The sequence below is a fragment of the Pseudomonadota bacterium genome (assembly GCA_039024915.1).
Taxonomy (GTDB): domain Bacteria; phylum Pseudomonadota; class Alphaproteobacteria; order Rhizobiales; family MH13; genus MH13.
On the sequence record JBCCPK010000003.1, the window covers coordinates 327,377 to 347,768 of the forward strand.

Consider the following 20,392-nt stretch of genomic DNA (forward strand, 5'->3'; position numbering starts at 1 on the left):
GATGGCATTCAGTCCACCCGAAATCGACGCGCCCGTTGCCGAGAAGCGGCCAACGCAACGCATAATCCACGGCCAGACGCTGCGCGACGACTACGCCTGGTTGCGCGCTGACAACTGGCAGCAGGTCATGCGCGAGCCGGACACGCTGCCCGAGGATATTCGTGCCTATCTCGACGCTGAAAACAGCTATGCGAGCGCCGCACTCGCGCCGGTCGCACAGCTGAAAGAGACGTTGAAATTGGAGATGCGCGGCCGCATCAAAGAGGACGATAGCTCGGTGCCTGCTCCAGACGGACCGTATGCTTACGGCACCCGCTATCGTGAGGGCGGACAGCATCCGATGATCGTTCGCCAGGACCGCAACGGTGGCGGCGAGTTGGTGCTGCTGGACGGGGACGAACTTGCCAAAGGAAAAGCCTATTACAGGCTCGGCGGGAGTAGCCACTCACCCGATCACCGCTATCTAGCGTGGTCGTTCGATGACAAGGGATCGGAGAAGTTCACGCTGCGCGTGCGCGACCTGTCGGCTGGAGTGGATCTTGTCGAGAGGCTGGAGGAGACAAGTGGCGGCGGCGGCGTATGGTCGGCCGATGGCCTGACGCTGTACTACACGCGCCTCGATGACAATCACCGCCCATCCCGGGTTTTCCGGCACGAACTGGGCACCGATCCCGCAGACGATGTTCTGGTCTACGAAGAAGCCGATCCGGGCTTCTTTGTTGGCGTCGGAAAGACCCTTTCGGGCCGCTTTGTCATCATTGACTGCCACGACCACCAGACATCCGAAAGCTGGCTGATCGATCTTGAAGGTGTCGATCAAACACCGCGTCTTGTGGCGCCACGCGAGGTTGGCATTGAGTACAGTGTCGACCACCAGGGTGATAAGCTGATCATTCATACGAACGCCGATGGCGCAGAAGACTTCAAAATCGCCGAAGCGCCTGTCGATAGCATGTCGCGAGAGGGTTGGAGCGACATCGAACCCCATGAAGCGGGTCGGCTGATCCTTGATGTCATTACGTTCGAGAGACACCTGATCGTCCTGGAGCGGGCGGGCGGCCTGCCACGCTTGCGCATGCGCCCTGCAGACGGTGGCGTTGCTGCGCAGTGGCAAACCATCGAATTCGATGAGCCAGCCTACGCTTTGGGGATCGGAACCAACCTTGAGTACAGCGCTGATATCCTGCGCATCAGCTACTCGTCGCCGACAACACCGGGGCAAACGATCGATATTGATCTTGTCAGCGGCGACAGAACGGTTCGGAAGACCCAAGAGGTCCCTTCCGGCCACAATCCGAGGGACTATCAGGTCCGACGCCTTTTCGCGCCGGCAGAAGATGGCGAACAGGTTCCGTTTACCGTGCTGACACGGGCCGACCACATAGACGACGGACGTGCCCCGTGCCTGCTGTACGGCTACGGGTCTTACGGTATTTCAATCCCCGCAAGCTTCTCGACAAACGCCCTGTCGCTCGTGGATCGGGGCATGGTCTACGCCATCGCGCATATTCGTGGCGGCAAAGACAAAGGTTTTGGATGGTACAAGGCGGGCAAGGCCGAGCACAAGCAAAACACATTCTCAGACTTCATCGCAGTGCGCGACGCTCTGGTTGCCGACAAGATCATCGCCGCTGGCAAAGTCGTTGCTCAGGGCGGCTCCGCCGGCGGCATGCTGATGGGCGCGGTCGCCAACCAGGCACCGGAGAAGTTCGCCGGTATCGTCGCGCAGGTGCCGTTCGTCGACGTTTTGAACACCATGCTCGACGATACTTTGCCGCTCACCCCGCCGGAGTGGCCCGAATGGGGCAACCCGATTGCGGACGCGACCGCCTTTGCCCGCATTCGACGCTACTCACCCTATGACGCGGTAAGCGCACAGGACTACCCCGCCATCTTCGCCTTGGCTGGCCTGACAGACCCTCGCGTAACCTACTGGGAGCCTGCCAAATGGATTGCCCGGCTTCGGGCATTGACGACGGGCGAGGCCCCGATTCTTCTCAAGACAAACATGGACGCCGGACATGGCGGCGCCGCGGGCAGGTTTGACCGGCTGGATGAGATTGCGGAAGTTTTCGCGTTTGCGCTGGCGGTCACCGGTTTGGGCGACGGGGACGGCTCAGTCGATCAGTAGGACCGATTCGTCCACCATGCGCTGCTCGGTGAAGGCATCAGCGCGCATCTGCGCAATGGCCGCCCGCGCTTCGTTCGGCTGTTCGATCACAACGGCGGTGTCATGCTCACGGCGCTCCGTACCCGTTGGACTATCGGACATCGAGCGGCGTCGGTCTGGGCCGTAATATTGACTGCTGGTGTAGATGTATGGCCTTGGCCTGGTCAGGCACTTGGTGATGCGGGACAGCAGGTCGCGCGTACGCAACGGCTTGGTGACCAGTTCATCGACGCCAACATTGATCGCCTGGTCGATGACCGCGATGCTCGGATAGCCCGTTACCATGATGATAGGCATGGTCGGATTGCGCAGGTCGGGATTGTGGCGAATGCGATCAACGACTGCCAGTCCATCGAGATCGCTCATCAGAACAAGGTCAATGACGGCCAAATCCACTTCGACCTGCTCAAGCTGCCGAAGCATCGCATAGGGATCCGAATAGTCAGACACATCGGTCATACCAGTAGCCATAAGCATTGACCTGATGATCTCTCGCATCTGCGGATTGTCATCAAGTATGACTGCTGTTTTCCCACAATGGTTGACTGAATGCTCCATGCCGAAAACATGAGCTTGCCGGGCTAAGAAATGCCTAACGCGGCACCCGATGTGGATGCCGCGCGCTTATTGTCCCTAACGATTTGCTACTGGCGCGTTCTAAAACGACGCAATTGGTAATTGCTCCGTAACGTCAGCTTGCTGCTTCGAAAAGCTCAGCGACATAGTCCCAGTTGACCATGCTATCGATGAAGGCTTCGAGATATTTCGGCCGCGCGTTGCGATAGTCGATGTAGTATGAGTGCTCCCAAACATCGCAACCAAGGATCGGGGCGGCGCCATGCACCACCGGGTTTTCACCGTTTGGCGTCTTTATGATCTCGAGCTTGCCATCCTTGACCGCGATCCAGGCCCAACCTGATCCGAACTGGCCAACGCCCGCGGCGATGAAATCAGCGCGCATCTTGTCATAGCCGCCAAGATCGGAATCGATTGCAGCCTGTAGGCTGCCAGGAAGGCTGGTTCCGCCCCCGTTTGGCGCCATCCATTTCCAGAAATGAATGTGGTTGAAGTGCTGGCCGGCATTGTTGAACAACGGCGCGTTTGATCCGAAGCTCGCCTTCATGATGTCATCGAGCGACTTGTCCGCCATACCTGCAGCTTCAGCCAACTCATTGCCCTTGGTCACATAAGCCATGTGGTGCTTGTCGTGATGAAACTCGAGCGTTTCGGCAGACATGTATGGGCCCAGCGCGTCATAGGCGTAGGGCAGGTCGGGCAGTTCAAAGGCCATCTGTCTCTCCAGAGTGTTAGGTTAGGGGGTTGGATGCATGCGCAACCGTTGCCCGGTTAGTAAGGGCGAACGGTCAAAGTGCCAAGGGGTTAACGGCAAACGACCGCACCGTTCGGTGATTGCAGAGGTCAGCTTCGGAAATCCGCCACCCTCACCGATCGCGGACCATCGCACTGATCGGTTTGAAGTGCTTGGATTTAGCGTCGCCAATCCATTCAAAGGCCACCATCTCGGTCGAGACCAATCCGATACCCGCATGACCGAGCCGCGAAAGCGCAAGATCACGCGATCCAATGCGCCTCGAGCTGACGGCATCGGCAGCGACGAAAACGTCGAACCCAGCCGCCCGCAATTCCAGCGCACTTTGCAACACGCAAACATGCGCTTCGATCCCGCAGACCACGATCTGGTCCCTGCGCTTGTCTGATCGAAGCTTGCGAAGTCGGTCGAGGATCTTGGGCTCCGCTGCTGCCGAGAAGGCGGTTTTCGCGATGATTTTTGCGTTTCCAGCAGCCTCACTGATGGCCGGGACCGTCGCGCCCAGGCCTTTTGGGTACTGCTCCGAGATGATAACCGGAACGGCGCATTCGGTGGCCACGGCGCAAAGGAAAGCGCAGGCCCCTTCAAGCACCTTTTGGCCATCCATGGCGGGCAAAAGGCGCTCTTGCACGTCAATAACGAGCAGCGTGCTGCGCTGAACATCCATCAGGCCGGCGTTCATAGCGCTAAGCAGCTTTTTGCGACGGGTCGTGGGCGAACGCCATGTAGGCGTCGCGTGCCTTTTGCGCCAAGGGTCCGGGCGCATAGTCCCGGCCTTCAAAGTGCGTAACGTGGACGACCTTGGAATAGTTGCCGGTCGTGAAAATCTCGTCAGCATCAAGGAAATCACCCACGGTCAGGGTGGTTTCCTCCACTGCCACGCCTTCATCCCGCAACAATCCGATCACCCGCTGGCGGGTGATGCCGTTGAGAAATGTGCCATTGGGAGCAGGCGTGCGAACAACGCCGTCCTTGGCCATGAAGATGTTGGACGTCGCCAATTCAGCCACATTGCCGAGCATGTCGAGCACCATGGCGTTGTCGTAGCCCTTGGCGTTCACATCAAGGATTGCGCGGCCATTGTTGGGATAAAGACAGCCCGCCTTTGCATTGGTAGGCATTGTTTCGAGCGTGGGGCGCCGGAACCGCGAGACCCCAACGCGCATCGTTCGGGTGGCTGGCGGCATGTCGACGTGGAACAAGGTCAGGACAAAGCGCGTGGAGTCGGGGTCGGGCGGGACCGACATGAAGCCGCCTGACTCCGCAAAGTACATCGGCCGCACATAAAGCGCCTGATCAGCGGCGAACTTTCGCGCGCCCTCAAGGGACAGTTCAAGAATTTCTTCGGCCGTCATAGTCGGCTTGAGGTTTAGCGCCGCAGCTGATGCGTTAACCCGCTCGCAATGGGCCCGAAGGTCCGGCGCAACGCCATCGAAAATCCGCCCGCCGTCGAATACGGATGACCCGCACCACATGGCATGTGTCATGGGCCCCGCGATGGGCTTGTTGCCCTCATGCCATTCCCCGTCAAAGAAGGTCCATACCGCCTGCTTGCCGGAAACCGAAAGCCTTCCGTTTGAGGGTTGCGGGGTGTGCTGGTTCATCTGACGCTCACAATGACGCTGGCGGTCCGCCGAAAGTCGAACTGCGTGGGTGTTTCGGTTTCATCGCAAGGTGGGCCAAAAAGCGCAAGTGGTCGAAGTCGGTCGATTCTCCCCGTTCAGCGCCCTTCCGCATCGTTCTATTGTCGCGCTGGCCAAGCGCCCACATGCCGTGCTGCGCTGCACATGATGTCCCGTCGCCGCCAATTGCAGGCGGCCGCTCTGAAAGACTTTTATGCCTTACCCGGTCTACATCTTCGACGCCTATGGCACCCTGTTTGACGTTCACGCTGCTGTTCGACGGTATGCCGACCAGATTGGTCCTGATGGCGCGAGGCTGTCGGCGATCTGGCGCGAGAAGCAACTTGAATACTCATGGGTACGGGCGCTTGCGGGCCGGTACAAGGATTTCTGGCAGCTGACGGAAGAGGCGCTTGAGACCGCCTTTGCGCTCGTGCCCAGCGTCGACCGCTCCTATCGAGATGATTTGCTGGCCGCTTATTCGCGGCTCGATTGCTACCCCGAAGTGCCGAGCGTTTTGCGGACGTTGGTGGATGGTGGCGCAAAACTTGCCATCCTGTCGAACGGATCCCCTCAGATGCTGGAAGGCGCGGTTGAAGCCGCCGGTATCGGGGCTCTCCTTGATGAAGTCCTGTCGGTTGATACGCTCAAGACCTACAAGGCGCACCCTGACGTCTACGATCTGGTCACGGGCCATTTCCGCGCCTTTCCCGACACCGTCTCCTTCCAGTCGTCGAACCGATGGGACGTGGCCGGTGCCACCGCCTTTGGCTTCAGGACGGTATGGATAAACCGCGCGGGGATGCCGGACGAATACATCGATCTGTCGCCCGCAGCCGTTCTGTCGAGCCTCGAAGGCTTGGACGCCCTATAGCGCCTCGCGCTCGACCCATTTGTGGACCACCGGTGGCGTGTAGGCCGCCATCTCAGTCAGCAAGGTTTGTGGATCATCGCCCACAAGCAGCGTGTCCCGCAGGCCCGGTTTGACGAAACCTTCGTCCCGCTGATGGTCGAGGAATGTGAGCAAGGGGTCATAGAAACCTCGGACATTGAGAACGCCAATCGGCTTGGCATGAAAGCCAAGTTGCCCCCAAGTCCAAACTTCGAACATTTCTTCCAGGGTTCCCGTTCCCCCGGGCAAGTTCACGAACCCATCGGACAGTTCGGCCATCCGCGCCTTGCGCTCATGCATGGATGACACCGTCTCAAGCCGGGTGAGGCGCTTATGCGCCAGTTCCTTGGCGACCAGAGCCTCGGGAATGATGCCAACGACGTCGCCGCCTTCAGCCAGCGCTGCGTCCGCCACCATGCCCATCAGGCCGACCTCCGCGCCGCCGTAGACGAGCGTCTGTCCTCGCCCCGCGATTTCCGCTCCCAGAGCCTTGGCGGCAGCTGCATAGTCGGTGTGGTTGCCAGGGTTCGACCCGCAAAAGACGCAGACCGACCTCATGCCGATGCTCCGAGCGCGTGGAGGATCCGGATCCACGATCGTATGCCCTTTCGGTAGCTTTCCAGCTCATATTTCTCGTTGGGCGAATGGATCTGATCATCGCCCAAGCCAAACCCCACCATCACGCTCTCGAGGCCCAACCGGGTCTGAAAATCGCCAACGATCGGGATCGAGCCCCCAACGCCGATGAAGCCCGCTGGCTTCGGCCACTCGTCGGTCAAGGCCTGTTGCGCGGCGACGAAAGCGGGCCCGGACGTGTCGAGTTCGATGCCCGGCGCACCTCCCTTACTGGAAAAGGTCACTGTGCAGTCGGCAGGCAGGCGCTCGGTTACGAAGCTCTCAAAGCTGCGCCGCACAGCTTCAGGGTCTTGGCCTTTGACAAGACGGCACGAAACTTTTGCCATTGCCTTTGCGGGGAGAACGGTTTTGAAGCCCTCGCCCGTGTAGCCCGACGACATCCCATTCACCTCAAGCGTTGGGCGCGACCAGATCTGTTCGAGAACCGAACGGCCCTGTTCGCCTGCCGGCACCGAAAGCCCAACGTCGCCGAGAAACGCGTCGGGCGAAAAATCGAGCGTCTCCCACATCGCCATGATCTCGGCAGGAACCTCCGCGACGCCATCGTAAAACCCAGGCAGGGTGACAGCGCCGGTATCATCGTGCAGGTCCGCTATGATCTTCGCCAACACATGTGCGGGATTGCGCGCCGCGCCGCCAAAATAACCCGAATGCAGGTCCTTGTCGGCCGCTTCGATAACCACCTCCGTACCGTACATGCCCCGCAGACGTGTTGTGATGGCCGGGGTGTCGCGGTCCCACATGTTGGTGTCGCAAACGAGCGCAACGTCCGCCTTCAGGTCGTCGGCATGCGCATCAAGGAATCCCGGAAGCGACGGGCTGCCGGACTCTTCTTCGCCTTCGAACAGAATAGTCACCGGAACCGGGAGCGCGCCGTGCGTCTCAAGGATCGCGCGGCACGCTTCGATAAAGGTCATGATCTGGCCCTTATCGTCCGCTGCGCCGCGCGCGACGATCTTCTTGCTGCCATCCGAACGGGTTTCAATCACCGGATCGAAGGGATCACGATCCCACAATTCCAGTGGATCGACGGGCTGCACATCATAGTGGCCGTAGAAAAGCGCCCGCGGACCGGTCGCGCCGTCCCATGTGGCAACGATCATCGGGTGGCCAGGAGTCTGATGGGTGGTGACCGCAAAACCAATTCCCTCAAGCTCTGCGTGCACATGCGCCGCCGCCTCTTTCACTTGCGCGTCATAGGCCGGGTCGGTCGATATGGAGGGGATGCGCAGGAGCGCAAAAAGCCGCTCAAGGCTTTGTTCAAACTGGGCATCAGCAGCAGCGAGGCAGGCCTCAAGCTCGGCATCAACAGAAGGGGCATTGGTATCCATGGGTTTCACCAGTCCGGATAGACAGTCATGGGGTGCAGACAACAGGACCGAGGCCGGGAGCGCAAGCGGTGGGTCGTTAGCCGCGCTCTACCCGCAAGAAAAGATCAGCGACAGGAATCGCTAAGCGACTGCGACAATGCGACGTGGAACCAGGCAAACCAGTTGGCGTCTGACCGAGTACATGGTCCAAACCCAGAATCGAGCGTTGCAACGTCCGTTGACCGACCTATCGACAAGACCAGACGAGCCTTTCCGTAAAGGGACCCCGTCCGAACCATCGCCGTTCGAACGGCTGCGTGATCTGCTACTCGGCGCCCTCAATCCTCCGCCGGGCCGCCGCCGGATAGCGCTTGCGGTCACCTACGGCGCGATCTGTCACAGCCTGTTTGCCATCGCCGTGAGCGGCATGATGGTCGCGATGTTCTTTGGCATGACGTTAGGCTTCGGCCGCGTACCCGAACCTTGGTCGTACATCGCCAATGGGTTGCTCTTGCTGCAGTTCCCGCTTGCGCATTCATTCCTGCTGACGCGGAAGGGCGGGTCCCTTCTTGGGAGGCTCGCGCCCCAAAGCGCGGCTCGGACCTTGTCAACGACGACCTACGCCATCGTCGCCTCCATCCAGTTGCTTCTGCTTTTTGGCCTGTGGACACCGAGCGGCACGGTTTGGTGGCGCGCAGACGGCGCGGCATTGATCGCCATCTGTTGTGCTTACGCCACCTCCTGGCTGCTGCTGGCCAAATCGATCTACGACGCAGGCGTCGAACTCCAGTCCGGCGCGCTGGGCTGGCTCTCTCTGCTGCAAAAGATCAAGCCGCGCTTCCCCGGTATGCCGACCGGCGGGCTCTTTCGCATTATTCGGCAGCCGATCTACGTCGCATTCGCCCTCACGACGTGGACCGTGCCCGTATGGACACCGGACCAGCTGGCCGTGGCCCTATTCTTGACCGGTTACTGTCTGCTCGCGCCGATCATGAAGGAGCGGCGACTGCAGGCGCGCCACGGGGCCCACTTTGAGGCCTATCGCCGGCAGGTGCCCTATGCGGTTCCAAGACTGCCTCCAATGAGGAAGAGCGCGAAATGAACAAGCCAGTTCGCAATGATCTGACGATTTATGACGATGTCGCCTCGCGCTGGTGGTCCGACGACATCAAATGGGTCCGCACGCTCAAGAACCTGGTGCCCGGGCGGTTCGCCTGGTTTGACCGGCATATCGACTGGCCGGGCAAAAAGGTCCTAGACCTCGGTTGTGCCGGCGGGTTCATGGCTGAGGCACTCGATGAGCGGGGCGCAGAGGTGACCGGCATTGACCCGGCCGCCGAGGCCATTGCTGCCGCATCGCAGCATGCGGTGCAAGGCGGGCGGGCGATCCGCTACGATGTCGGAGTTGGCGAAAACATGCCCTATGCCGATGACAGCTTTGACGCGGTGGTCTGTGTCGATGTGCTTGAGCATGTTTCGGACTTGCGAAAGGTCCTGTCCGAAATTGCCCGGGTGCTGCGGCCGGGCGGGCTGTTTTTATACGACACGATCAACCGTAACTGGCTCGCGCGGTTTGTCGTGGTCACGATCGCCGAGGACGTGCTGCGCCTCCTGCCCAAGGGAACCCATGATCCCGACAAGTTCATCAAACCGGGCGAACTCTGCACGGGGCTTCTCGAGGCCGGACTGGAACCAGCTGGCCAGACGGGCCTTGGCCCTGCCGGCATCAACCGCCGCTTCGATTTCGTCTTTCGGCCCCTACCCTTCAAGGGCATCATTTATATGGGTGTCGCAAGGCAGCCTGACGCATCGCCGGGCCCTGAACCGTCATGAGCCTTGGGCCATCCAGCGTGGCACGGGCCAACCCGGTGGATCGCTATCTGACCTTGACCCGCCAGACGATGCCGGAGCTTGCGCGAACGACCCGCCGCGACTGGCCGGTGCGCGACGACCATTGCTTTCAGCGGATTGTGCTCGACGCTCTATTTGGCGATGTCTGGTATCGCCACCTCGGTAAGCCCGCTTACAAGCATCTGACTGCGGGTCAGGCCGAGCGCGCAGCGGCGCTTTGTGACGCGATCATTGAGGGCCGCGCAGACCTGGCCGCGCTGAATGCGCAGTCTCTTGTTTATCGCGGGAAATTCCGGAACGGATAACGGTTCGGCCGCCTGGCCAGCGTAGGAGCGGTTTCAGGTAGCTGAGCGAGCCTAAATCGCACGATCAGAGACCGGGTGCGCACAGCGATCGGTCGTCGACATAGCCACATGTCCGGCGACGCAGGGCACGCCTCTGATCTTCTCGCTTCGATGAGAAGATCAGCTCGGGACCAAACCGGAATCGCTTAACGAAACCGGTTTCATATGGTAACCAGCGGTCATGCTTGAAATCAGTCACCTTTCGGTTGCCGTCGATGAAACCGCCATCCTCGAGGACTTCAGTCTGACCGTCAAAGCGGGTGAAACGCACGTTCTGCTGGGGCCGAACGGCTCGGGAAAATCGACGGTGCTATCCGCGATCATGGGTCTTGAACCTTATGTGGTGACCGCCGGCACCATCCGCTTTCGCGGGAACGACTTGAGCGACGTCGATGTTTCCGGTCGGGCGCAGCGCGGCCTTGGCATGGCGTTCCAACGGCCACCGTCGCTTGAAGGCGTATCGGTGCATGACTTTGCATCCGCTGTGGCGGCAGACGACCGGCTGGGGCACGGAGCGAAGCTGCTCGATTTCAGCGCTTTCCTCGACCGCGACGTGGCCGTTGGGTTCTCCGGTGGGGAGATCAAACGGTGGGAAGTGCTGAAACTGTTTCTTCAGCAGCCCGATTTCCTCCTGTTCGACGAACCTGAGAGCGGCGTTGATCTCGAGCACATCGCCGCCGTTGGCGCTGCGATACGCGAATTGGTGGCGGAGCCTGCGCACGACGGCTCAAGACGAGGTGCCCTGCTGATCACCCATACCGGGCTGATCCTTGATTACGTGGATGCTGACATGGCGCACATCATGAAAGAGGGCCGGATTATCCATTCCGGGCCGCCCAAAGCGCTGTTCAAGCACATTCAGGCGGAGGGCTACGTCGCACCTGCCTGACCGGTGCTAACGGAGAGGACAATGACAAACACCGAAGCGGTCATGCCCGAAGCGCTTAGCGGGGATGAGGAAACGATTCTGCGCGAGGTTGGCTACGGCGATCCGTCCTCGCGAAGCGCGACGACGGTTTTGGTCGATCACGCCATTCGCGTTGCGAATTCACACGTCGACGGCGTCGAGGTCATGTCGATCCAGGATGCCTTGATGCGCTACGACTGGGTGCAGGACCTGATGTTCTCGCTGATTGCCCCCGACGAGAACGAACTCTTGCGACAGGCGTCCGAACTCCTGCAGGACCCGATCGGCCATTTTGTCTATGTCCATCCCGGCGCCAAGCTGACCGCACCGCTGCAGAACTTCACCATCATGGAGCGTCCGCAGGAGCGGCAATTCACGCACAACATCACGGTCATCGGCGAAGGCGCGGACGTCGAGATGATCTCAGGCGCGGCCGTACCAGCGCGCGTCCATGCCGGCCATCACGTCTCGATTGAGGAGACCTTCGTGCAAGATGGCGCCAGCTGCCGCGCGATCTCGATCGAACATTGGGGCGCGCGCATGACGGTCGATTCCTATTCCCGCAGCAAGCTTGGCGCTGGTGCGCAATCCGTCTCCAACCAGGTTATGCTGTCGCCGATCAGCCGCCACCGCTCGGATACGCAAACTTGGATCGGCGCGGACGCTAGCTGCAACGATCAGGCGATCATGTTTGCCGCCAAGGGCACCGAACGGGTTTTCGACACCCAGACCACTTTGACCGCTCCCGGTGCGCGTTCGGAGTCCATTGCTCGCATGGTTTCGGCGGGCGGGACCATCACGAACGACGCCCTGCTGATCGGCGATGCGCCGGGCACGAACGGCTTTTTGGGTTGTGATGGGCTGCTTCTGTCGAGCGATGGCGAGATTACCGCAACGCCCGCGCTGAAGGCGAAGAGCGCAGAAGCCGTGCTCTCGCACGAAGCCTCCGTGGGGATGATCGACAAGGACAAGCTCGCCTATCTTATGGCAAGTGGCCTCGATGAAGACCGCGCGCGCGATCTGATCGTGCAGGGATTTCTCAACCTCAAGGATGACTACATTCCCGACAGCCTTCGCAGTCAGGTGACGGCCATGATCGCGTCAGCTCAGTCGGGCGGCATGTAGCCCGGCAAGCCGCGTCCGGGGTTGACGCCTATCGCCATCTCGGTTGGGCTGCGTCTTGGGGGCGTTCGTGCAGAAGCGAACCGACCTTGGGTCACTTGGGGGTCGTGGGTATGGCGGAAACACAGAACAAGACGCAAGCCACCGACAACGACGTCTCAACCTATCTCGCAACCGTAGAGCCGGAGCAAAAACGGGCGGACGCATCGGCGCTCGATACGCTGTTCCGTCGGGTAACGGGTTGGGAGCCGGTGTTGTGGAGCAGCAACATGGTTGGCTATGGCCGCTACCGGTACCGCTACGCTTCAAGCCACGAGGGCGAATGGTTCGCGACCGGCTTCGCACCGCGCAAGGCGAACCTTTCGATCTACATCATGCCCGGCTATGCCGACTTCGGTGACATCCTCAGCCGCCTTGGCAAGCACAAGAAGGGCAAAAGCTGCCTCTACCTCAACAAGCTTGCCGATGCGGATGAAACAGTGCTCGCGGAGCTGATTGCAGCGGGGTTGGCGGACTTGAGAGCGAAGTGGGAGGTTGTGGGCACATGACGTTGCGGGCGACGCGCCTTTCCGCCAGAGATGCGACCACAGGACTGCCCCGCCCGGTCGAGCGGGCGGAGCTGCTGAGACGCGAAGTTGCTCCTTAGAAAAGAAGATCTTCGACCTGTTCGGACACTGAAGAACCGTCCTGCTGGTCCATGTTCATGCCAGGGGAATGAGTGCCGTTACTGTTAGTGCCGGTTTTCGCCTGTAGATCGGTCTTGAAAGACAAATCATTGTTCTGATTGTAACCGCCTGAAGGCCCGTTGTTGTTCTGAACAAAGATGAAGCTGTCTCCGGCAAAATCTTCGCCGCCACCCAGGTCGGGTTTGGTCGGGGCGGGAGCCTTATCTTGCGAGGGCGGTTGCGTCGTTGAATCGTAGTGAAACTGGGCAGCCTGCTTGGCCTGATCGGCTGTGGTTATCGCCTCAAGCTTGTCCTTTTCAGTCAGGATCAGGCCGTTCAACTGCGCGTCGGGGTCAAAGCCCTTGCCATAGTCGATGCCATAGTCCTCATCATCGGGATTGGTCAGCGTCTGGCCGTAGGTCGGATCGGCGGCCGACGACTGGTCCTTGATGAAGCCCTCGAAGAAGACACGCACCACCGCCGGCATATCGGCGGGATCGATGGCGTCGGGGTCGGCGGGGATGAATTTAACGTCCTTGTTGAACGTATTGTTGTTCACCGCGTTGCTGACCGCATTTTTGGCGGCCTTCTCATAGGGTTCGGTGAAGCCGAGAGCCCACGCACCGGCCAATCCCAAAGCGACGCCACCAACAACTGCACCTGCAAGACCTATGGTTTGCCCCGCGCCCGGCGCAAAATCGGCGGGGTCGAACGTTTCACCCTCCGGTCCTGCGTCCAGAAAGTCTGACAATCCGGGCATATCTGAAAGAGCCGCATTCAGGGCATCGGAAAAGGCGTTGCTGCGCTTGCCGAGCCCGTCGTTTAACTGGTCGTTGAACGCCCCCTCCCCTGCCAGCTTCTCGATGGCGTCTGTCAATCCCGCGACGCCGCCCGAAGCGTAGGCGGACGCCAAACCGCTGATGCCCAGCGCGTCTTCAAAGGCGGCGAGAAAGGCGGCGAAGTGGACGTCGGCTGCAGCTTCAGCTGCGGCCAGCAGTTCTTCAACCGTATCGCGCCCGTCAACCAAGACTTCGAAAAGGTCCTTGGCATCTTTAAACACGATCACTGCATCGTCGGCGGTCTTGGTCTTGAGGGTCACTTTGGTCATGGTCGTCTCTCAGGTCTTGGTGTTTTCGACTGAGGGGCGGGTGTATGGACCGGGCACTTAGGCCGATGTGATCACGGTCACGCCGGCGCGTGTTTGCGCGCTGCAACGCATGTTGTGAGTTTGGACAGGATGCACGAGACCGCGCACGACGTTCTGCTAGGGTTGGCAAGCATTGCGGGGCGGCAGCCCAGACAAGGATCGATCAAAACGCCTCGACCGCGCCTGGTCTCACCCCGCCTCGGGCCAGGGGTCCTCGAAAACCTGCCCTGCCTTCCACTGCGCGACCTCTTCATCGGTGCACAGGCACGCTTCCAGTGCGCCCACGAAGGTCTTGAGCCCCGTGCGGTCGCCGATCACGGTCAGGTGGCAGTGGCGGTCACCAAACTCCGGCGACAGCCCCGCAAGACCCCGGCGTATGTCCTCGCGCTCCTCCGGCAGAAGCACCAAGGTTTCGTCCTCAAGCGCGGCAACCTTCCAGAAATTGATGATCCCAAGACCGACGCTGCCGCCCGTCTGGTTCCACAACAGCTGATAACGGTCACGGCTCGGCAGCCAGAAAAAGCCTTTGCTGCGGTAGATCCCCTCGCCCAAAAAGTGGTGGTAGACGTCCCACAGACGCTGTGGGTGGAACGGGCGCGGATCGGAGATGACCACGCTGTCGATCGCGTAGTCCTCCGCACCCGCCATCGAACTGGTGCCGTGCTCCCGGTCCCACGCGGTCAACTCCGCGCCCAACTTCGCCACGCGGTTATGGTCGTAGGCGGGCATGGCGAGGACGTCCGCAAGCTTCACGTTCCCCCATTGCATGCCCAGAATGTCAGCCGCCGGATTGATGGGGTGGATGGCCTCGCCCACCGCCTGCAGCTGCTCGCGTGAGAGGCGATCCATCTTGCTCAGGAGAATACGGTTGGCGAACATGATCTGCTCGGCGAGCAGGTTCTCGATCCCTCGGGTGTTCGCCGATAGGTTCTTCGATGCCGCCGGCACAATCGACCGCCCGCTATCATGGTCGTGCGTCAACGTGACGGTATCGACGATCGACAGGAACCCGTGAAGCTGCACGGCCCTGTTGGCCCGGATGGCCTCAAGAAGCGGCCACGGGTGGGTGCTGCCAGATGTTTCGATGATGATGTGCGTGACGCCCGCGTCGCGCAGCTTGTCGATTGCGGCGGCAAACTGCGCCAGCCCGGCCTCGCCACTGATGCTGCCCGCCGGGATGGAGGCAAACCGCGCATCCTTCATCGACAGGACTTCGGTCGTGTCGAGGATGCGCCCATCGACGTCGAGCGCACTCATCTCATTGATGATGACGCCGAGCCGGACATCCTCCACGTCGCGCGCCTGGACGAGCAGACTTTGCAGCAGCGTGGTTTTCCCTGCGCCGAGGAAACCGTTGAGGATCGTGATGGGGAGCGGTGCGCCCGCGTTCATTGCGCCAGCTGTTTGGATGCCTCGCGGAACCAGCCCAGCGTTCGGCTGTGGTGCGCTTCACCCCACCGTTCGATGAACCGCTGCGTGTGATAATCGTTCATGTCCTGCAGGGCTTCGATGCGCTCTGCGACATAGTCGGCGGTGAGCGGGATCTTGCATTTGACCGTGATGCAGTGCTGCCATTCGTCGTATGTCGTTGGAATATCAGACATTTTATCCTCGTCACCCGCGCATCAATTATTTGCCGGTTGTCTGCGACTGCTGTCGCAAACGACCGGCAATCACCTGCAATTCGTTATACTATAACAGTACCTCTCCATGCGCGCAGTGGCCACGATCTGTCAAGCGGAGCTCTGGTGGCGTGCCGTCATCCAGTCCCACACTGTTTGGGATTCTGCCGCATTGGGGTGCGCGATCGTTGAATTCGCTCGCCGGGGCGGAAAAGGCAGCTCCGCCTAAGGCGTTTAGGCGGGTTTGAAGAATTTGGACAGTAGGTGAGCGGCCCCAACGGATTGATGCAACCTTAGCCCGAAGGTCTGCTCTCACGGGCAGCGCGCCCGAGAAACGAGACAACCAGTTCATTGAACGCCAGGGGCTGTTCCCGCATCGGCCAGTGTCCAGCATCCATCGCTTCCAAATGGGCATTCTGGAGGCCGCTCAACGTAGCCTCTACCTCCTCAATCGGTACAAGCGCATCCTTGTTTCCATGAATAAACAGGATTGGATGCGATATCATTCCTAGGTCTTCTGCGAAAACTGACCGCAATCGTGTTACCGTCATTTCACCGCGCTGAAAATGGGTGAACGCAGCTCCGCTTCCGGCAGTCTTGAGCACATCAGCAACCTCGGCGACCAAGTCTGGCGTGACCCTTTTCGGATCGGAAAAAAGCGCTTCCACGGAACGCCTTAGTAAAGCGGGGTAGCGCCTCAGCAATGCATAGGAGACAGCGTTCAAAGGAAGTTTGGTTAGCAGGTATGACAGCCTATGGTAGGGCGCTCGTTCCGCGATCCCGAACGAGCCGACGGGCACGAGCGCTTTCACCCGCTCCGGACGATTAATGGCAGACCAGAGGGCCGCGCCGCCGCCCATCGAGATACCGACGAACGAGGCCTGTCCGACCCCCAAATGGTCGAGAAACGCCATCAACCACTGGCCGAGGTCGGAGATTGTGTAGGGCCGCCCGAAAGCATCGGTCCCTCCATATCCGGGCCAGTCCGGAGCAGGCACTCGACAGGTCTTCGCAAGCTCTGGAATGAGAAGCCGCCACGACAAGCGAGCGCAGTCCAGGCCTCCGCCGTGGAGCAGCACGACGATCTCTGAGCTTCCCGCCCCTGCGTCGAGGTAGGTCACGTTCCCGGATGGCAGCACGACGGCGCGTGGCTCGAACTCAATCATGCGTGCACATACCAGACATTGGTGTGAGCCGCAGCAAGGTTCGATCTGGGCTAAGCGCTGACGTTGTCTTTGTCTGACAGGGCGCCCGAACGCAACGTTTCTGGAACGGGTAGCAGGCTCGGGTTATCCGACCACCCTACCGCCGCAAACTGCCTAAGATCCCCCGTATAACCGCGCGGCCAATCTGGGTCCCGGCGGATCGCATCATCGATTTGGTCATCGCTTCCAGCCCGCTCTGACGGGTTGAGCGGCGGCGGCGAGAGGAGGATGAACGCGAGCGGGAGGAACTGCGCCGTTCGGACCGTCGGGAGTCGCGTTCGCCGTAGTCATAGTTGCGGCTGCGCGGGCCGAACTCCGGGATATCGAAGCCCGACCGTGTGCGGCGCCCGCTTCCGCTCCGGCTCCGCCGATCATCATACTCATCATCGTCTTCATAGTCGTCGCGGCGGCGGGCGCGCTCTTTCTCCTCCTTCTCGCGGGCGATCCGCTCCTCTTCCTCGCGCAGTGCTCTCGCCTCGGCTTCAGCTGCCTCCTCGCCACGCTTCTTGAGGATCTCGTAAGCCGATTCGCGATCCACCGGCTCGTCGTACAGCCCTGAAACAACCGAGGTTTTCATCAGCTGGGCGCGCTCGGCATCCTCCAGCGGGCCGAGCCGCGAGGATGGCGGTCGGATAAGTGTGCGCTGCACGATGGAGGGCACGCCTTTCTTCTCGAGCGTCGAAACCAGCGCTTCGCCGACGCCCAGTTGGGTGATCACCTCGAACGCATCGAGGTCCGGGTTAGGCCTGAAGGTTTCGGCGGCCGCCTTCACTGCCCGCTGATCGCGCGGGGTGAAGGCCCTTAGAGCATGTTGAACGCGGTTGCCGATCTGGCTGAGAACCTCGTCCGGCACATCAAGCGGGTTCTGCGTGACAAAATAGACGCCCACGCCCTTGGAGCGGATCAGGCGGCAGACCTGCTCGACCCGTTCGAGCAGCGCACGTGGCGCTTCGTCGAACAACAGATGCGCTTCATCGAAGAAGAAGACGCAACGCGGCTTGTCGGGGTTGCCGACCTCGGGCAGTTCCTCGAACAGTTCCGACAGGAGCCAGAGGAGGAACGTCGCGTACAAGCGCGGATTGTTCATCAGCTTGTCGGCAGCGAGCACCGAAACAAGGCCGCGCCCCGAGGTGTCAGTCCGCATGAAATCCTGCACCTTAAGCGCCGGCTCGCCGAAGAAGTTCGCGCCGCCCTGATCTTCGAGCACCAGCAAGCGTCGCTGGATCGCGCCGATGGAAGCAGTTGAAATGTTTCCATATTTTGCTGCGATTTCCTCGCGCCGCTCGGATAGGTGCAGCAGCATCGCGCGCAAATCCTTGAGGTCGAGGAGCATCATCCCCTCCTCGTCGGCGATGCGGAACGCGATGTTTAGCGCGCCTTCCTGTGCGTCGGACAGATCAAGCAGGCGTGCGAGGAGCAGCGGCCCCATCTCCGAGATCGTCGTGCGGATCGGGTGGCCCTTCTCGGCGAACAAATCCCAGAAGATCGTCGGCGTCGCTTCGTACTCATAGGCGTCGGCAAAGCCGATGGTTTCGGCGCGGGCTTCGAGGAAATCCTTCTCTGTTCCGGCGACCGCGATACCCGACAAATCGCCCTTCACGTCCGCACAGAAGACAGGGACCCCGGCGCGCGAAAACCCTTCTGCCATGATCTGCAAAGTCACCGTTTTGCCGGTGCCCGTCGCGCCGGTGATCAGGCCGTGGCGGTTGGCGAGCTTGAGCGCGAGATATTGCGGCAGCAAGGCGCCAGTCTCTGTGCCAGCGGTTCCGAGGTAGAGGGCGTCATCTTTGTACATCGCAGATTGTCCGGGTCTTTGGCGCAAGGGTGCGGTCTGCAGAACCATAGTTTCCATGCCGCATGCAAGGCTAGGCTAATCAGACAATCGGTTGCCCACCACTCACTTGGCCGTTGGTGCCCAAAATGGGTGGCGAGCTGAGCAAACCCTGCTAAGAGGGCCAAAATGGTCTTTGAAGGAGATGAACCATGGATGAGTTGATCGCGCGTATTGTGAACGCTGTGGGGATCGATGAGGGTTTAGCGCAAACGGCGGTGGGCGTTATCCTTGGTTTCATCAACAAGGAGGGCCCGTCCGACGCGGTTGGGCAACTGATGGGTGCCATCCCCGGAGCGCAGGAGCTGCTGTCGGGCGCGGCGGATGCGGGCGCTGACTCTGCAGGCGGTCTGGGCGGTGCGCTCGGCGGCCTGATGGGCGGCGGCGGCATCGGCGGTGCGCTAGGCGGCCTCATGGGCGGCGAAGGCGGTGGGCTGATGGCGGCCGCGGGCGAGTTGATGGGTGCCGGGCTGGACATGGATCAGATCCAGGGCGTGGCGTCTGAAGTGGTCGGTTTTGCTCGCGAAAAGGCAGGCGACGACGTGGTCGGCCAGATCGTCGCGAACATCCCCGGCATGGATCAGTTCAGCTAACACACTGACTGCGAACGGCTTTAAGCGGCGTTTGCGCGGGACGGTCCCCCCGCTTCGGCCTGCCTCTGCGTCTCGGCAAGGGCATCGCGCAAGACCTCCGGCCCTGCTCCAGGCAAGTGCGCACGCTGGCTCAGCACCTGGCGCCAGCGCCGGCCACCCGGTCGGCCGGCAAACAGACCGATCATGTGCCGGGTCACCTGATTGAGCCGCCCGCCGGAGGCCAGATGGCGCTCGCAGTAGGGTAGCATCGCCTCCACGACGTCCGCGCGCGACTTGCCGGAGTATTTGTCAGAATTTGTAAAGCCGACGCCCGCCCTTATGGCCGACCCATCGGCCGTTTGTGTCGCGTCAAACAGGCGCCGGTCGGCGGCAAGCAGAATATCGGCCGGCTTCTGGTAAGCAGCGCGGCCGATCATGACCTCGTCCATCCCGCGGTCGAGGAGCGCCTGCGCCGCGTCAAGGCTGTCGATGCCGCCGTTGATCCCCATCCACAAATCGGGGTTCTCGGCTTTCATGCGCACGACAAGGTCATAGTCGAGCGGCGGGATATCGCGGTTCTCTTTTGGGCTGAGCCCCTCCAGCCAGGCCTTGCGGGCGTGGATAAGGATCGCATCAACCCCCGCCCGGCGTTGGGCCGCGATAAAGGCGGGCAAAACCTGCGCGGGGTCCTGATCATCAACACCGATACGGCATTTGACCGTCACATCGACGTCGACGGCATCCTTCATCGCCCCGACAAGCCGTGCGACATGGTCAGGATCGCGCATCAGGCACGCGCCGAATGTGCCCGACTGAACCCGGTCGGAGGGGCAACCGACATTGAGGTTGATCGCGTCATAGCCCCGGTCGGCTCCAATCCGCGCGGCCTGTGCCAGTTTGTCGGGGTCCGAGCCGCCAAGCTGAAGCACCACCGGGTGCTCGGCAGCGTCAAAGCCCAGCAGACGGTCGCGATCGCCGTGGATCACCGCATCGGCCGTGACCATTTCCGTATAGAGGACAGCGCGCGCCGACATTTGCCGGTGAAAAAACCGGCAGTGGCGATCCGTCCAGTCCATCATCGGGGCCACGGAGAGTTGGGCCTGGAGCAGCGCCTTAAGGGGCAAGGGAGAGGTCCTGATACTGTGCTGAAATCAAACATTCTTGGG

At 60.9% G+C, this 20,392-nt stretch carries 21 protein-coding genes; 9 read left to right on the forward strand and 12 right to left on the reverse strand.

Annotated features, from left to right (window positions below; translation table 11 throughout):
* Window position 1 precedes the first annotated feature (1 nt).
* Entirely contained in the window at window positions 2-2,131 is a 2,130-nt protein-coding gene (locus tag AAF739_07760; protein MEM6382552.1) for a S9 family peptidase, read from the forward strand.
* Here the strand turns inward: AAF739_07760 and AAF739_07765 are convergent.
* The 4 genes from AAF739_07765 to AAF739_07780 all read right to left on the reverse strand — a co-directional run bounded on the left by AAF739_07765 (window position 2,117) and on the right by AAF739_07780 (window position 5,104).
* A complete protein-coding gene (locus AAF739_07765) occupies window positions 2,117-2,728 on the reverse strand; it encodes a response regulator (GenBank protein ID MEM6382553.1) in 612 nt (203 codons plus the stop codon). The genes AAF739_07760 and AAF739_07765 overlap by 15 nt on opposite strands.
* A 133-nt stretch (window positions 2,729-2,861) precedes the next feature.
* Window positions 2,862-3,461: a superoxide dismutase gene (locus AAF739_07770; GenBank protein MEM6382554.1), complete on the reverse strand. Its 600-nt coding sequence runs from the start codon at window positions 3,459-3,461 to the stop codon at window positions 2,862-2,864.
* Between the two features lie 151 nt (window positions 3,462-3,612).
* Complete coding sequence (locus tag AAF739_07775; GenBank protein ID MEM6382555.1) at window positions 3,613-4,182, reverse strand: isochorismatase family protein; 570 nt, start codon at window positions 4,180-4,182, stop codon at window positions 3,613-3,615.
* A gap of 4 nt (window positions 4,183-4,186) precedes the next feature.
* Window positions 4,187-5,104: a branched-chain amino acid aminotransferase gene (locus AAF739_07780; GenBank protein ID MEM6382556.1), complete on the reverse strand. Its 918-nt coding sequence runs from the start codon at window positions 5,102-5,104 to the stop codon at window positions 4,187-4,189.
* A 232-nt stretch (window positions 5,105-5,336) separates the two neighbouring features.
* Here AAF739_07780 and AAF739_07785 point away from each other — a divergent pair, with 232 nt between their 5' ends.
* Entirely contained in the window at window positions 5,337-5,996 is a 660-nt protein-coding gene (locus AAF739_07785) for a haloacid dehalogenase type II (GenBank protein ID MEM6382557.1), read from the forward strand.
* On the opposite strand, the gene AAF739_07790 is transcribed toward AAF739_07785, so the two are convergent.
* Window positions 5,991-6,578 (reverse strand): TIGR00730 family Rossman fold protein, encoded by a 588-nt coding sequence (locus AAF739_07790; GenBank protein ID MEM6382558.1) that lies wholly within the window; start codon window positions 6,576-6,578, stop codon window positions 5,991-5,993. The genes AAF739_07785 and AAF739_07790 overlap by 6 nt on opposite strands.
* Window positions 6,569-7,981, reverse strand: a complete 1,413-nt coding sequence (locus tag AAF739_07795) for a M20/M25/M40 family metallo-hydrolase (GenBank protein ID MEM6382559.1) — start codon at window positions 7,979-7,981, stop codon at window positions 6,569-6,571. Before AAF739_07795 ends, AAF739_07790 begins: the two co-directional genes overlap by 10 nt.
* Before the next feature lie 136 nt (window positions 7,982-8,117).
* Here AAF739_07795 and AAF739_07800 point away from each other — a divergent pair, with 136 nt between their 5' ends.
* The 6 genes from AAF739_07800 to AAF739_07825 all read left to right on the forward strand — a co-directional run bounded on the left by AAF739_07800 (window position 8,118) and on the right by AAF739_07825 (window position 12,732).
* Window positions 8,118-9,062, forward strand: a complete 945-nt coding sequence (locus tag AAF739_07800; protein MEM6382560.1) for an isoprenylcysteine carboxylmethyltransferase family protein — start codon at window positions 8,118-8,120, stop codon at window positions 9,060-9,062.
* Window positions 9,059-9,793 (forward strand): bifunctional 2-polyprenyl-6-hydroxyphenol methylase/3-demethylubiquinol 3-O-methyltransferase UbiG, encoded by a 735-nt coding sequence (gene ubiG / locus AAF739_07805; protein ID MEM6382561.1) that lies wholly within the window; start codon window positions 9,059-9,061, stop codon window positions 9,791-9,793. The genes AAF739_07800 and ubiG overlap by 4 nt, the downstream gene beginning before the upstream one ends.
* Entirely contained in the window at window positions 9,790-10,116 is a 327-nt protein-coding gene (locus tag AAF739_07810) for a hypothetical protein (protein MEM6382562.1), read from the forward strand. Before ubiG ends, AAF739_07810 begins: the two co-directional genes overlap by 4 nt.
* A 220-nt stretch (window positions 10,117-10,336) precedes the next feature.
* On the forward strand, window positions 10,337-11,044 hold the full coding sequence (locus AAF739_07815; GenBank protein ID MEM6382563.1) for an ATP-binding cassette domain-containing protein: 708 nt from the start codon (window positions 10,337-10,339) through the stop codon (window positions 11,042-11,044).
* A 21-nt stretch (window positions 11,045-11,065) separates the two neighbouring features.
* Window positions 11,066-12,187: a SufD family Fe-S cluster assembly protein gene (locus AAF739_07820; protein ID MEM6382564.1), complete on the forward strand. Its 1,122-nt coding sequence runs from the start codon at window positions 11,066-11,068 to the stop codon at window positions 12,185-12,187.
* A gap of 110 nt (window positions 12,188-12,297) precedes the next feature.
* Window positions 12,298-12,732, forward strand: coding sequence for a DUF1801 domain-containing protein (locus tag AAF739_07825; protein ID MEM6382565.1), 435 nt, complete (start codon window positions 12,298-12,300; stop codon window positions 12,730-12,732).
* Window positions 12,733-12,826: 94 nt separating this feature from the next.
* Here the strand turns inward: AAF739_07825 and AAF739_07830 are convergent, their stop codons facing one another.
* The 5 genes from AAF739_07830 to AAF739_07850 form a co-directional block, all read right to left on the reverse strand.
* Window positions 12,827-13,957 (reverse strand): hypothetical protein, encoded by a 1,131-nt coding sequence (locus tag AAF739_07830; protein ID MEM6382566.1) that lies wholly within the window; start codon window positions 13,955-13,957, stop codon window positions 12,827-12,829.
* 228 nt (window positions 13,958-14,185) lie between these two features.
* Window positions 14,186-15,388 (reverse strand): GTP-binding protein, encoded by a 1,203-nt coding sequence (locus AAF739_07835; GenBank protein MEM6382567.1) that lies wholly within the window; start codon window positions 15,386-15,388, stop codon window positions 14,186-14,188.
* Entirely contained in the window at window positions 15,385-15,600 is a 216-nt protein-coding gene (locus tag AAF739_07840; protein MEM6382568.1) for a hypothetical protein, read from the reverse strand. Before AAF739_07840 ends, AAF739_07835 begins: the two co-directional genes overlap by 4 nt.
* A 311-nt stretch (window positions 15,601-15,911) precedes the next feature.
* Window positions 15,912-16,784, reverse strand: a complete 873-nt coding sequence (locus AAF739_07845) for an alpha/beta fold hydrolase (GenBank protein MEM6382569.1) — start codon at window positions 16,782-16,784, stop codon at window positions 15,912-15,914.
* Between the two features lie 136 nt (window positions 16,785-16,920).
* Entirely contained in the window at window positions 16,921-18,618 is a 1,698-nt protein-coding gene (locus tag AAF739_07850; protein MEM6382570.1) for a helicase HerA-like domain-containing protein, read from the reverse strand.
* 188 nt (window positions 18,619-18,806) lie between these two features.
* On the opposite strand from AAF739_07850, the gene AAF739_07855 reads away from it, so the two are divergent.
* Window positions 18,807-19,247, forward strand: a complete 441-nt coding sequence (locus AAF739_07855; GenBank protein ID MEM6382571.1) for a DUF2267 domain-containing protein — start codon at window positions 18,807-18,809, stop codon at window positions 19,245-19,247.
* Window positions 19,248-19,267: 20 nt separating this feature from the next.
* Here the strand turns inward: AAF739_07855 and dusA are convergent, their stop codons facing one another.
* Window positions 19,268-20,350, reverse strand: coding sequence for a tRNA dihydrouridine(20/20a) synthase DusA (dusA, locus tag AAF739_07860; protein MEM6382572.1), 1,083 nt, complete (start codon window positions 20,348-20,350; stop codon window positions 19,268-19,270).
* Window positions 20,351-20,392 lie beyond the last annotated feature (42 nt).

Excerpts from the sequence above, each read along its gene's own strand:
- AAF739_07835 (MEM6382567.1), bottom strand. The coding sequence starts at position 15,388 with ATGAACGCGGGCGCACCGCTCCCCATCACGATCCTCAACGGTTTCCTC.
- AAF739_07760 (MEM6382552.1), top strand. The coding sequence starts at position 2 with ATGGCATTCAGTCCACCCGAAATCGACGCGCCCGTTGCCGAGAAGCGG.
- AAF739_07770 (MEM6382554.1), bottom strand. The coding sequence starts at position 3,461 with ATGGCCTTTGAACTGCCCGACCTGCCCTACGCCTATGACGCGCTGGGC.
- AAF739_07780 (MEM6382556.1), bottom strand. The coding sequence starts at position 5,104 with ATGAACCAGCACACCCCGCAACCCTCAAACGGAAGGCTTTCGGTTTCC.
- AAF739_07840 (MEM6382568.1), bottom strand. The coding sequence starts at position 15,600 with ATGTCTGATATTCCAACGACATACGACGAATGGCAGCACTGCATCACG.
- AAF739_07850 (MEM6382570.1), bottom strand. The coding sequence starts at position 18,618 with ATGTACAAAGATGACGCCCTCTACCTCGGAACCGCTGGCACAGAGACT.
- AAF739_07775 (MEM6382555.1), bottom strand. The coding sequence starts at position 4,182 with ATGAACGCCGGCCTGATGGATGTTCAGCGCAGCACGCTGCTCGTTATT.
- AAF739_07830 (MEM6382566.1), bottom strand. The coding sequence starts at position 13,957 with ATGACCAAAGTGACCCTCAAGACCAAGACCGCCGACGATGCAGTGATC.
- AAF739_07845 (MEM6382569.1), bottom strand. The coding sequence starts at position 16,784 with ATGATTGAGTTCGAGCCACGCGCCGTCGTGCTGCCATCCGGGAACGTG.
- AAF739_07855 (MEM6382571.1), top strand. The coding sequence starts at position 18,807 with ATGGATGAGTTGATCGCGCGTATTGTGAACGCTGTGGGGATCGATGAG.
- AAF739_07785 (MEM6382557.1), top strand. The coding sequence starts at position 5,337 with ATGCCTTACCCGGTCTACATCTTCGACGCCTATGGCACCCTGTTTGAC.
- ubiG (MEM6382561.1), top strand. The coding sequence starts at position 9,059 with ATGAACAAGCCAGTTCGCAATGATCTGACGATTTATGACGATGTCGCC.
- AAF739_07810 (MEM6382562.1), top strand. The coding sequence starts at position 9,790 with ATGAGCCTTGGGCCATCCAGCGTGGCACGGGCCAACCCGGTGGATCGC.
- AAF739_07825 (MEM6382565.1), top strand. The coding sequence starts at position 12,298 with ATGGCGGAAACACAGAACAAGACGCAAGCCACCGACAACGACGTCTCA.
- AAF739_07820 (MEM6382564.1), top strand. The coding sequence starts at position 11,066 with ATGACAAACACCGAAGCGGTCATGCCCGAAGCGCTTAGCGGGGATGAG.
- AAF739_07815 (MEM6382563.1), top strand. The coding sequence starts at position 10,337 with ATGCTTGAAATCAGTCACCTTTCGGTTGCCGTCGATGAAACCGCCATC.
- AAF739_07800 (MEM6382560.1), top strand. The coding sequence starts at position 8,118 with ATGCGACGTGGAACCAGGCAAACCAGTTGGCGTCTGACCGAGTACATG.
- AAF739_07795 (MEM6382559.1), bottom strand. The coding sequence starts at position 7,981 with ATGGATACCAATGCCCCTTCTGTTGATGCCGAGCTTGAGGCCTGCCTC.
- AAF739_07765 (MEM6382553.1), bottom strand. The coding sequence starts at position 2,728 with ATGGAGCATTCAGTCAACCATTGTGGGAAAACAGCAGTCATACTTGAT.